Annotated in this window: 9 protein-coding genes; 5 read left to right on the top strand and 4 right to left on the bottom strand. The window is 43.5% G+C overall.

Annotation, left to right across the window (positions count from 1 at the left end):
* The first annotated feature begins 41 nt into the window (after window positions 1-41).
* Entirely contained in the window at window positions 42-521 is a 480-nt protein-coding gene (locus VB073_RS05030; protein ID WP_323403049.1) for a hypothetical protein, read from the top strand.
* A gap of 169 nt (window positions 522-690) precedes the next feature.
* On the opposite strand, the gene VB073_RS05025 is transcribed toward VB073_RS05030, so the two are convergent.
* The 4 genes from VB073_RS05025 to VB073_RS05010 form a co-directional block, all read right to left on the bottom strand.
* Window positions 691-3,321 (bottom strand): outer membrane beta-barrel protein, encoded by a 2,631-nt coding sequence (locus VB073_RS05025; protein WP_323403048.1) that lies wholly within the window; start codon window positions 3,319-3,321, stop codon window positions 691-693.
* Window positions 3,322-3,391: 70 nt separating this feature from the next.
* Window positions 3,392-4,429 (bottom strand): FecR family protein, encoded by a 1,038-nt coding sequence (locus VB073_RS05020; protein ID WP_323403047.1) that lies wholly within the window; start codon window positions 4,427-4,429, stop codon window positions 3,392-3,394.
* A gap of 68 nt (window positions 4,430-4,497) precedes the next feature.
* Window positions 4,498-5,100 (bottom strand): sigma-70 family RNA polymerase sigma factor, encoded by a 603-nt coding sequence (locus VB073_RS05015; RefSeq protein ID WP_323403046.1) that lies wholly within the window; start codon window positions 5,098-5,100, stop codon window positions 4,498-4,500.
* A 279-nt stretch (window positions 5,101-5,379) separates the two neighbouring features.
* On the bottom strand, window positions 5,380-6,399 hold the full coding sequence (locus VB073_RS05010) for a branched-chain amino acid aminotransferase (protein WP_323403045.1): 1,020 nt from the start codon (window positions 6,397-6,399) through the stop codon (window positions 5,380-5,382).
* A 112-nt stretch (window positions 6,400-6,511) separates the two neighbouring features.
* Here VB073_RS05010 and dnaG point away from each other — a divergent pair, with 112 nt between their 5' ends.
* From dnaG to dapF, 4 genes are all read left to right on the top strand, one after another.
* Window positions 6,512-8,545 (top strand): DNA primase, encoded by a 2,034-nt coding sequence (gene dnaG / locus VB073_RS05005; protein ID WP_323403044.1) that lies wholly within the window; start codon window positions 6,512-6,514, stop codon window positions 8,543-8,545.
* A 210-nt stretch (window positions 8,546-8,755) separates the two neighbouring features.
* Window positions 8,756-9,655 (top strand): ABC transporter ATP-binding protein, encoded by a 900-nt coding sequence (locus tag VB073_RS05000; RefSeq protein ID WP_323403043.1) that lies wholly within the window; start codon window positions 8,756-8,758, stop codon window positions 9,653-9,655.
* Window positions 9,656-9,814: 159 nt separating this feature from the next.
* Complete coding sequence (locus VB073_RS04995) at window positions 9,815-11,128, top strand: ABC transporter permease (RefSeq protein ID WP_323403042.1); 1,314 nt, start codon at window positions 9,815-9,817, stop codon at window positions 11,126-11,128.
* 302 nt (window positions 11,129-11,430) lie between these two features.
* Window positions 11,431-12,255 carry a diaminopimelate epimerase gene (dapF, locus tag VB073_RS04990; protein WP_323403041.1) on the top strand — a complete coding sequence of 275 codons (825 nt, stop codon included), beginning with the start codon at window positions 11,431-11,433 and terminating at the stop codon, window positions 12,253-12,255.
* Window positions 12,256-12,309 lie beyond the last annotated feature (54 nt).

The raw sequence follows: 12,309 nt of genomic DNA, 5'->3' as shown, positions 1-12,309 counted from the left end.
TGCCGTTGAATTTATTGAAAAAGTATAATCAACTGTTGGAATTGGCACACTTTAATGAGAGACAACGGGATATATCATTAAGAGGTGTTTTTGATCGGGATATTGCAGATAATCCTCATTTTAAATTTCAGGAAAAAACAATTCGCCCTATAAAAATTGATGGAGAGCCTGCATTGGATACCCTATTCAGTCATTTAACAAGAAGGACGGAGGAAAATGAAGATGGAATAAAGTCAAGGACAATATATGATCCAAAAAGATCTGAAAGATTACATTGGATTTGGCATCTCGTCCAGGAAAAAGAAGCTATTAAAATCTTTAGTTATAAAGATAGGTTTAACGGTCGTGATGTGATAAGGACGTATTTGTTTGATGAAAAAGAAAATTATGTGATTGTTTTAGAGCCATATAGGAGTACTAAAGATTATTATTTATTGTCCGCTTATTATTTGGAAGAGAAATACGGGGGGCCTAAAATTATTGCAAAGAAATATCAGAGAAGATTAGATGAAGTATATTAAAAACGCAAAGTTCGATAAGCTTCTTGGCGTATCGAACTTCGAAACTCAATTCTCCTATATTGGTAGAATGAGCACCGCAAAGATACAACTTTTATCTATAAAATCCAAATTTGATATAAATTATTTTGATATATCAAAGAAAATACCTGAAAACTTATAAACAATCTATTTACAATCCTCCAAACCGGGAGGTATCGACCTCTTTGTGTTCTTTTTCCTTGTAACCTCCAAAGCGGTAAATAAAAGAGAGGATGACGGCTCGTGTGTCACGGAAAGCTTTCAATGTACTTTTCTGCCCTTTGTAGTCGACGGATGCTGCGGGTGTTCTCGTACTAAAAATATCATCAGCCCTCAGTATCAATCGTGCACGTTCTTTTTGGAATGTCCATGTCAATGCCCCGGAGAGATTGCCCGAAGCACCCAGATCGTAGATTCCCTGTATGGCGCCGGGAGTGGAGATGTATCCCGAGATATTCATCTTCAGATTGGGTTTGAAGGCGAGAGTAATATCGTGGTTCATCTGTAATATCCCGACAAGGGCTCTTCTGTCGAAGGGAATATCAAAAAAATCATCGTCTTTCTCGTGCCAATACATTGCGTTGGCAATCACTCTCGATGAAATACGTTTGCCGATTTCGAACGGAATTACCCCCATGAGTCCTATATTTTTGCGATAGGTGTAGTTTTGCTCCATAAATTCCTGTCGGAGTTCATGGGGAGACTGATAGGGTAATTGTACAAAATAATCGGGAATATAATTGAAAAAGGGACGGATCACATATTTCTGCCGGAAGATATAGGTTAGTCCCATATTGTAATTTCTCATTGGTAGCAGATGAGGGTTTCCGTAGGTTACCCCGTAAGCGCTGAAATAGAATATATTGGGATTCAGGCTCCAATAAGAAGGGTAATTTTTATCGGAAGAGATACCAAATTGGAAGATATGTTCTTTCGTTGGACGGTAACTTAAATTTACCGTAGGAAACCACGCTACATCATTCCAGAGTTCTTTTTCAATGCCCTTGGATATCTCTTTGGCATTATAATACTCCGCTGCAATAGATGCCTGTGCTGATAACTTTTCAGTGAAGGTTTTGGAGAAGCCGGCAAAAAAGTTCCAGATATGTTCCTGTTGTTTCGTGTTGAAGGTCGCTTCGTTATATTCAACCCCATCTTTTAGTGCATCAGAGCGGTTCTTTGCTTGCACTCCCGAGTAATTGAAGCCATAATCGATGCTCCACCTGTTTTTGAGTGAATGTGACCGGTTGGCATAAAACATGATGCGATCGATTTGCTGTCGTGACCGATAAGTCAGTCGTTCTGCCAACGCTAAAGAGTTTCGAACGCTATTTTGCAGATAATAGTCAGATTGATCGTTAAAGGAGGTGTAATCCGCGCCGACGTTTAACCCAAAATGGGCCGTGTAGTCGACTTTTATATTGTGGGTAGAGGAAGGTCCATCGAGACCTGTTTTCGTGTCGATCGTCTTTCCGGAAATATCGGTGGATGCTATATGGTCGGACTTCGTATCATGAAAGATACCCGTATAAGCCATATCGAATTTATCCTTGTTGCTTAAAGTATGTTGTAAAGCCAGTCGGGTATTATGATTTGTCCCCTTTCCGCTTCTTCTACTATATTGGGAAATATGGTGTGTTACCCCGTCCAGGATATGTGCTGCAGTGAGCTCTTCCGAATTGAAACTTTTGCCGTTCTTATAGGAATAGGATGCATCTACTGATGTCCGTTTTCCCAGGTAGAGCAGGTTGGTTCTTCCATTGCCAATGGCATAGTGACGTTGGGTATATTCGGCAGTGACTTCTCCTTGCCATGTCTCATCCTCTTTGTTCTCTTCCGAAGTCTGTTTCAGGACTACGTTGATTGCTGCTCCACGCACATTGTACTGCGGTGGAGCACTGTACATCACCTCGATATTTTCCACACGTGAGACCGGAATACCGCGTAAAGTCTCCATTAATTGCTCATAGGGCATGGAGCTTTTTTGTCCGTTCAACAGGATGGTCATTCCATTTGTACCGATGAGCGTTAAGATACCTTGTTGTTCCATTATTCCCGGGATTTCCCGTATAGCCTCATAAGCATTCGTTACCGATTTGTTTTTCAGCAATGAGGGAACGTGATAAATAATTTTCTCCCGGTCTACTTTCATCACCGGATGATCTGCTTCCACTACCAGTTCCTGCAGGAGGGTGATGTCTTTTTCTAGTTTGAAATTGCAAATAAAAGGCTCACGGCTATCGGCAGGGATAAACAAATTAGTATAGGCTGTTTTGTAACCCATAAACGAAATTCGCAAATGGTAATCACCCGGTTTTACACCTGATAATTTGTAGTAACCCTCGTAATCGGTTACGGCACCATACCGAAATTGGACGGTATCCTTCCCGAGGAATAGAACTACGTTGGCATATGGTACCGGTTTATCATTTTCATCGATAACCGTACCGAATATCTCCTGTTCATCCTGTATATATTTTGATTTCGTGATGATGATCAATTCATCCGACGACATGACGAAAGTCAATCCGTTATTTTGTAGCAAGACTTCAAGTACTTCTTTCACTGGTTTGTTTTCGGCTTGAATGGTGGCCCGCAACTCGTCCGACACAATCTCATCGTTATAGAGGATTCTGTAGCCACTCTTTTGTTGTAGTTCAACGAACACATCCTTCACGGATGCATTCGTTGCTGAGATACTGATCGTACCGGTTTGAGCATGCAGCCCGATAGTCAGAAAAAGTAGAGTAATTAAAAGTAGAGTAATCTTTAAAGAGTGCATATTAGTCTGTTGCGTGCGTCCTGTTTTAAGTCTCACTTGCGTTATGAGTAGCCGGAGATATTGTTCCGATTCAACGGATAATCACTTCTTTGTCGTTTATTTCGTAGGTGAACGGATAGGATTGTTTTAGTGCATCGAGCATCTGCTGCAGTGTTTCGCTCTTGATACTCCCCGTGAAACGTTGTTCGGCCAATGCCGCATTTTCTATCCGTATGGTTACCTTATAACGTTCTTCCATCAGTTTGGCCAGATCGGAGAATCGCTGCTTTTGGAATATCAGCGCATCTTTTAACCATCGTGTTTCGGGAATAATCGTATCATTTTCCTGTATCAAATCCTGGACGACGAAATTGCTGTCACTTGAGAGGAAGTATCCGTTGCGCATGATGATTTTCTGGTGGGGCTGCAACAGTATCTCTTTGCTGTTTTTCTTCCGGTTGTCTTTTACTGCTACTGATCCGCGTATCAGCGCTACTTCAATATTGTTTGAGGCGGCATCGACATTGAAAGCAGTTCCTTTTACCGTCACATCTATTTCACGGGCTGTTACGGTGAGAGATACTTCGGGGTGGTATGCTACATCGAAAAAGGCTTTGCCTGTAAGGTTTATTTTCCGCTGTTTCTCACCGAAATGGTCATTATAGGTGATCTTGGAGTGTTTGTTAAGCCATACTTGGGTACCATCGTCAAGCACGGCATAGAGGTTTTCATTGCCTGACTCTATCATTTGGCTATACAGATCCTTTTTGGATGGAGAATAGTAGTAAGCCATCCATCCTAATCCGATCAGGATGGCTATCGTCGCGGCAACTTGGCCCCATACCGGGATCATACGTTTCCTCGGTTTTGATATGCGGGATAACTCTTTCGGATGCCAAACAACGGTGGATGGTGTTCCGGCGATTTTACCCCATACCTCATCCAGTCTGGCATTGATATCTACTTCTGTCAGTGATTCTTTTTCCCGCATAAAGGCATGTATCTCCTCGTATACCTCTTTCACTCGGCTGTCACCCTTCAGCGTCTGTCGTAACTTTTCACGTTCTTTTTCTGATATATTGCCGCCGATCTCTTTGGAAACCAAAGCGGCGAATGTCTTTTTTGTCATTGCTGCTGAGTTTGTCGTTTATTACAAGACACAGCAAAGACGTGAAATACGTAGTGAGAAGAAGGAAATTACCACATTGCCGACATTGTTTTTTTGATTTGTTTTTTGCGGGGAGAATAGCCTAAATAGAGAGTGATTTCTTCTTCGAGCCTTTTCACTGCTTTATAGAGATGTGTCTCGACGGTTCGTTGTGATAGTTGGAGGATTTCAGCGGTCTGCCGGGCAGACAGACCACTTTCTTTTATCATTTTGAAGATCTGTTGCTGTTGGGGCGGTAGATTTTTTACGAGTGCATGGAGTCTTTCCGATAATTCCTGATGCTCCATTTGAGAGAAGGGTGTGTGGTCGGTCGATGGTTGTACAGGCAATGGTTGCTCATCGATTGAGACCACCTTGCCATTACACCTCAGTGCGTTCAGGCAACGGTTTTTCGCGCTCTTGAAAAGATATATCTCCGGTGAGTCAATCCCGGAGATATCTGCGCGGTTCAGCCAGAGCCAGACAAACAGATCGGAAATGATCTCCCCTGCTTTCCCCGTCTCACCCAGGTAGCTTTTCGCAAAACACAAAAGCGGTTCATATTTCAATCGGAACAAACGATTGAAAGCCTCTTTGTCCCCTTCTTTTATGCGGACGAACAATAGTCGTATGTCGGGTTCGGATCGTTGCATACAACGGTTTTAACAAGAAGACACATCCAAAGGCGACAATACGTATTTGCAGGCTTAAAAAAGATGTAGTGGAGGAACTGTGGAAATTTTCCCCGGATGGGGAAATAGTTGCTAAGAGGTTTCTGCCGGTTGGTAATAATAGCCTATCTTTGCTACCGATTCATTGAAAAATAGAATTACGCGCATTGATTTTTTAATCCAACCAAAATCTTAACTATGTTTTTATTTTTTCGTAGTGATTACGCGATTTTAAAAACATAGTTATTCTTTTTATCCCGCTCATTCAACTACCGTTATCCACCCATATTTATCCGGTTCGTCGCCATATTGGATTGCACGTAGTTTATGGTATAGCTTTTCGCAGATCGGACCCGGTTTACCGTCTTTAGACAATTGATAACTCTTGTTTTCACTCAGGTCGTCGATCCGTAGAATGGGGCTGATTACGGCGGCTGTGCCACAGGCCCCTGCTTCCTCGAAAGTGGCTAATTCATCTTCCAAAACCGGGCGACGTTCCACTTTCATTCCCATCTCTTCTGCCAGTTGCATCAGGCTTTTGTTGGTGATGGAAGGCAAAATCGATGTCGATTTTGGCGTGATATAGGTGTTCTCCTTGATTCCGAAGAAGTTGGCAGGTCCACACTCGTCGATATATTTCTTTTCTTTGGCGTCTAAATAAAGTACAGCGGAGTATCCCATTTCATGGGCTTTCTCTCCGGCAACCAGACTGGCGGCATAATTTCCACCCACCTTGTAGATTCCGGTTCCGAGTGGTGCGGCACGGTCGTACTCACGCATAATAACCATGGGAGTCGGTTTGAATCCCTCCTTGAAATAGGGACCTACCGGTGTAACAAAAATAAGGAAAGTATATTCTTTGGCCGGTTTCACGCCTACTTGGGCGCTGGTACCGATCAACAGTGGTCGGATGTATAATGAAGCTCCACTTTCATAGGGAGGTACAAAACGTTCGTTCTTCTTTACGGCCAACAATACCATCTCTTCAAAAAGTTCCACCGGTAGCTCCGCCATCATTATTCCATGGCAGGAGGATTGCAGGCGCAGTGCATTCTCCCTCATCCGGAAAATACGTATTTTCCCGTCTTTCCCACGAAAAGCTTTTAATCCTTCAAAAACTTCCTGTCCGTAGTGCAGGCAGGTAGCTGCCATATGCAGGTTGATTTGTTCCGATGTTTCCAGTTCGGGATCACTCCATCTGCCGTCGCGGTAATAACTGCGTACGTTGTAGTCGGTTTTCATGTAGCCGAATGATAAATTCGACCAGTCGATAGCATCCATTTTTGTAAATATTTATAGTACTTGAGTTAGACTAAATACTCTACAAATATAGGGCTTTATTTTTGTATTTAGGATTCTTTTACAGGAAAAATCATTAATTTCGTGCAGCCAAATGATCGCTCAGATAACTCTAGGACGTATTCAGGATGCGGCACAGATTGTGGATGTTGTGTCCGACTTTGTCACGCTCCGTCGACGGGGAGTGAACTACGTGGGTTTGTGCCCTTTTCATGACGATCGTACCCCCTCCTTCTATGTCTCTCCCTCCAAGAATATCTGTAAGTGTTTTGCCTGTAACGAAGGAGGATCACCTATTCACTTCGTGATGAAGCATGAGCAGCTCTCCTATTACGAAGCGCTGAAGTACCTTGCCAAGAAGTACAATATCGAGGTGGTGGAGAAGGAGTTTACCGATGAGGAGAAGCAGGCGCAGAGTGATCGCGATAGCATGTTCATCCTTAACGAGTATGCCCGCGATTATTTTGTAAAAATATTGCACGCCAATCCTGAAGGGAAAGCGGTTGGACTCAGTTATTTCCGTGAGAGGGGATTCCGGGACGATATCGTGAAGAAGTTCCAACTCGGTTATAGTCTGGAGCAACGTGACGCCTTTTCAGTCGAAGCGCAGAAAGCGGGATACAAGCGGGATTACCTGTTGAAAACGGGATTATCCACCGGTAATGAAGGTCAGGCGCTCTACGATCGTTTCCGGGGAAGGGTGATTTTCCCTGTCCATACACTCTCCGGCAAGGTGGTCGCTTTCGGAGGCCGTATCCTCAAAAAAGTAGAGAATACGGGGAAGTATGTGAATTCCCCCGAAAGCGAAATCTATTCCAAAAGTAAGGAACTCTACGGAATCTATTTTGCCAAAAACGCCATCGTAAAACAGGATAAGTGCTTTCTGGTGGAAGGATATACCGATGTGATCTCGATGCACCAGGCGGGTATCGAGAACGTGGTGGCCTCGTCGGGTACGGCACTCACTTACGGTCAGATCCGTATGATCCACCGCTTCTCCGAAAACATTACCGTACTTTATGATGGTGATGCGGCGGGGATAAAAGCGGCATTGAGGGGGATCGATTTGTTGTTGGAAGATGGAATGAATGTGAAGGTTGTACTGCTCCCCGAAGGGGAAGATCCCGATTCGTTTTCCAGAAAGCAGAATGCAGAAGGCTTTCACCATTATATTGCACAAAACGAGGTCGATTTTATACGGTTTAAAACGCAACTTCTGCTGAAAGAGGTGGGGGATGATCCAGTCAAACGGGCAGGGCTGATATCCAATGTGGTGGAAAGCATTGCGTTGATTCCCAATACAATTACACGATCGGTTTATATTCAGGAGTGTTCACAGCTATTGGATATGCAGGAGCAGATACTGATTTCGGAGATCAATAAGATACGCCGCCGCAATTACGAAAGAAAAAAAGAACAGAAAGAAAAAGAGCCGGTTTCGTTTCCAGACCGCGAATTGGAGCTGATGCCAATACCGGGAGTAGTCCTTACGGAAAGTAAAGCCTCTTTAAAAACTCCTTACGAAAAATATGAAAAGGAGATAGTGCGTTATATAGTCCGCTACGGGAATATGCCTATATATCGGAAATTCGAAAAGCGTAAACGTAAGGAGGGGCGAGAGGTTATCGAAGAGGATGTGTTGGTAGAAGAGGGCCCGGGAGTTATTGAATTTGTGAATGAAGATCTTAACCGGGACAGTATCATCTTTACTATCAGCCTGTACCGGCGGATTTTTGATGAGGCAGCGACCTATATCGAGGATCCCGATTTTGATGCCAGTCGTTACTTTCTCTCACATCCCGATCCCCAAATCAGCAGGCTGGCATCGGAGTTGATAAGCGACCGGTACCAACTGAGTAAAATTCATGCAAAAATATTAGGAGAAGAGCAGGGAGACAAAAACTCCCGCTTGTTGGAGCAAAATCTGCTGAATTCCCTTGTGCCCCGTGCAACTACAGAACTAAAAAACGCTTATATCATGCAACGGATCAAGGAGATAAAAGAGGCGATGAAACAGAGTGACCCGGAAGAATCCCTCTCCCTTATCGCTCAATTGAAAGAGTTACAGGAGATAAAGAAAGTGCTTGCGAAGGAGTTTTTGGGAGAAAGGATAATATTGAAATATTAGGCTTCGCCGATATTCAGTAGTTATTCGCTCGCTTCGCTCACGTTATTCAGTAGTTATTCCCCGCTTTGCGGGATGATTCGGTAGTTATTCATTCACTTCGTTCATGTTATTTTCCGTCTTGCGGGATAAATACAACCGAACAACAACCGAACAACAATTGAATAACAACTGAACAACAATTGAATAACAATCGCATAACAATTGAAATAAATGTATTTAGAAACCAGTGACGTAGTAAAACAATATGCCAGCCATCTGGCGTTGAATAAGGTGAGTATTCAGGTACCCCGTGGCACTGTCTTCGGGTTGTTGGGGCCGAACGGAGCGGGGAAGACTACACTCATCCGTATCATTACCCGTATTACCGCACCCGATAGTGGTGAAGTGATGATCGATGGTCGTTCCTCGAAAGCCGAAGATGTCTACAGGATAGGCTATTTGCCCGAAGAGCGTGGGTTATACAAGAAGATGAAAGTAGGGGAGCAAGCGATGTACCTGGCTCAACTAAGAGGATTATCCAAAAAACAAGCTCATCACGAGTTGATGATATGGTTCAAGCGGTTCGATATTATGGATTGGTATAACCGTAAGGTGGAAGAGTTATCTAAGGGTATGCAACAGAAAGTGCAGTTCATTTCCACGGTGATCCATAATCCTGAACTGCTGATTTTTGATGAACCTTTCAGCGGTTTCGATCCGGTGAATGCAGATATCGTAAAGCGGGAGATGCTCCGGCTCAAGGATGAAGGAAAAACCATTATTCTTTCCACCCATAATATGGAATCGGTAGAAGAGTTGTGTGATAATATAGCCCTTATCCATAAATCGCAGGTGGTATTGCAGGGAAAAGTGTTTGATATCCGTAAACAACATCGTCCTAATATTTTCCGGTTCCGGCTGATGGGTAATGATTTTGACATGGAACACCCTTCCTTTATTCTGTTGTCGAAAGAACCCTACCATGAATTTGTCGATCTGCGCATCCAGAAGCAGGATGATATCAACAGCAATGATTTGGTGAGATTGATCCTCGACAGGTATGAGGTAGTGAGTTATGATGAAGAACTGCCTACCATGAACGATGTATTCATCCGCACCGTAACAAAATAATTTATGCTTCGCCGTTATTCAGTAGTTATTCATTCACTTCGTTCATGTTATTTCCCGTCTTGCGGGATAAATACAACCGGACAACAACCGAATCACAACCGAACAACAACTGAACATCAATCGAGCAACAACCGAATAACAACTGAAAATCAACAGAAAATGAACAGATTAGGTTTAGTAATCCAAAGAGAATATACTACAAGGGTAAGAAAAAAATCATTTATTATTCTTACTCTCCTTATGCCGGTGCTGATGGTGGCTTTGTCATTAGTTCCTCTGTGGCTTTCCACTCTCAATGAGGGAAGCGTGAAGAATGTGGCCGTAATCGATAATACAGGTATCTATGCCCCTTTGTTGAAATCTACCAACGCTTATCAGTTTCAGGTGATAGGCAAATCGGAGCAACAGGAATCGGAATCAAGATTGGGGAAGGATTTATTTGCAATTTTACAGATTACCGGTGACCTGAATGAGGATCCGCGTGCAGTTTCCCTTACATCCCATAAACAGGCGCCGCAGGAATTGCAGTCGATGATCGTGAATACGTTGAGCGAGAAGGTGACACAACAAAAACTGGATGATCTTTCATCGTCCGGTAGTGTGGACACGGAAGCCATCACACAGGTACGATCCATCGTGGAGGATGGGTCAAGGGTCTCCTTGCGTACATTGCGCCTCGATAGCGAGGGGGGAGTATCGGAATCGTCTACTGAACTGGCTACAATCATCGGAATGCTCTTCACCATTCTTATCTATATGTTTATACTGATGTATGGCAATATGGTGATGCAGGCGGTGCTCGAAGAGAAGAAGAGCCGTATCGTTGAGGTGATGGTCTCTTCCGTGAAGCCGGTCAACCTGTTGATAGGTAAAATAGTAGGCATCGGCCTGGTCGGAATTACACAGTTGGCTATCTGGGGTATATTGATGGGACTATTCTCCAGCGGATTGTCTTTCTTTATAGCCTCTCATGGACAGGTGGAAGCGACTGCCGTGTCGCCCCAAATGGCCAATTTCGATATGGAAGGAATTATGAATACGGTGATGTCTGTCAACTGGTTAGAAATCGGTTTCTATTTTATCCTCTTTTTTATCGGGGGATATATCCTCTATGCATCCATCTTCGCCATGTTTGCTTCGGCAGTAGATAGCGAAGAGGATACAGGTCAGTTCCTGACCCCTGTCACACTTATTATCGCCTTCGCTTTCTTTGCAGGATTCTATAGCGTGAATAATCCCGATGGACCGTTGGCATTCTGGACGTCGCTGATCCCGTTCAGTTCACCAATTGTGATGATGGTACGTATACCGTTCGGAATACCCCTGTGGGAGAAGTTATTGTCGGTTGCCCTACTCTATGGTACATTTATACTTATCTCCATCCTTGCCGCCAAAATTTACCGTGTAGGTATTCTGATGTACGGTAAAAAACCATCAATCAAGGAAATGATAAAATGGATAAAGTACAAATAAAAAATTTGTTTCTTTTTTGTATGAAAAACAAACAAAAAGTTGTATTTTTGTCGAATAATAAACAATTGTCTATGTAAATTGGTTATTTAAAGCGAAATCGTTTAAATATAAACTAGGTAATTTTTGAATTTTGCCTCATTTGTGATGGCGTACTCCAAGGGATAATAATCCGGATACACTCATTGCATATAATCTTAAAACACTTGCCTGATTCTGTGGAATCACGCAGGTGTTTTTTTATGATAAAGTTTGGGTTCGGTATGAATACCGGTCTTGATAGAAAATGAAATAATTTCAATCGTATGAAGTTTGAAAAAATGCAGGCCGCAGGCAATGACTATATCTATGTCAACCTGTTCGAAGAGCGGGTGGATGATCCGAAACGGTTATCCCGCCGGGTGAGCGATCGCCATTTCGGGGTAGGGAGTGACGGGCTTGTTCTTATCGGGCCTGACGAAGAGGGTGATTTCTCCATGAAGATGTTCAATGCCGATGGCAGTGAAGGTGCGATGTGTGGGAATGCGGCGCGATGTGTGGGTAAATATCTTTATGAAAGAGGACTAACCACTAAAAAAGAGATCGCCCTCAATACGAAATCGGGTATGAAATATCTTGCATTGACGGTGAATCCGCAAAGCAATGAAGTGGAACGTGTACAGGTAAATATGGGGAAAGCGGCGTTTGCCGACTCGAACCTGGTCACTATTCCCGGAATGGTCAACTATCCCCTGCAGGTGAACGGCCAGGAGTACCTCATCACTTTTGTCTCCATGGGTAATCCGCATGTGGCTATCTTTATGGAGGGTATAGATGCACTGGAAATAGAGAAGATCGGACCGCAGATCGAGAACCACCCTCTATTTCCGCAACGCACCAATGTGGAATTTATCGAGGTGGTCGACCCGACCCATCTCAGGATGCGGGTATGGGAAAGAGGAAGTGGCGAGACGCTTGCCTGTGGGAGTGGTGCCTGTGCTACGTTAGTTGCAGCAGTGATTACTAACCAGTCCAATCTCAAAGCATCGGTCCAACTCAGAGGGGGTACCCTCGAGGTTGAGTGGGAGAGAGACAATAACCAGGTCTTCCTTACCGGTGATGCCCATTTCGTGTTTAAAGGAGAGCTTTAATTGATGTGATAATTAGTTGATGTACTGATTATCAAAATCATCAAATCCGTAAAT

Origin of the sequence: Proteiniphilum sp. (genome assembly GCF_034927365.1) — a bacterium.
Taxonomy (GTDB): domain Bacteria; phylum Bacteroidota; class Bacteroidia; order Bacteroidales; family Dysgonomonadaceae; genus Proteiniphilum.
This window is presented reverse-complemented; position numbering and strand designations above follow the sequence as displayed.

What these genes read in the sequence shown, in the direction of transcription:
- dapF (WP_323403041.1), top strand. Translation starts at nt 11,431, where the DNA reads ATGAAGTTTGAAAAAATGCAGGCCGCAGGCAATGACTATATCTATGTC.
- VB073_RS05020 (WP_323403047.1), bottom strand. Translation starts at nt 4,429, where the DNA reads ATGACAAAAAAGACATTCGCCGCTTTGGTTTCCAAAGAGATCGGCGGC.
- VB073_RS05010 (WP_323403045.1), bottom strand. Translation starts at nt 6,399, where the DNA reads ATGGATGCTATCGACTGGTCGAATTTATCATTCGGCTACATGAAAACC.
- VB073_RS05015 (WP_323403046.1), bottom strand. Translation starts at nt 5,100, where the DNA reads ATGCAACGATCCGAACCCGACATACGACTATTGTTCGTCCGCATAAAA.
- VB073_RS04995 (WP_323403042.1), top strand. Translation starts at nt 9,815, where the DNA reads ATGAACAGATTAGGTTTAGTAATCCAAAGAGAATATACTACAAGGGTA.
- VB073_RS05000 (WP_323403043.1), top strand. Translation starts at nt 8,756, where the DNA reads ATGTATTTAGAAACCAGTGACGTAGTAAAACAATATGCCAGCCATCTG.
- dnaG (WP_323403044.1), top strand. Translation starts at nt 6,512, where the DNA reads ATGATCGCTCAGATAACTCTAGGACGTATTCAGGATGCGGCACAGATT.
- VB073_RS05025 (WP_323403048.1), bottom strand. Translation starts at nt 3,321, where the DNA reads ATGCACTCTTTAAAGATTACTCTACTTTTAATTACTCTACTTTTTCTG.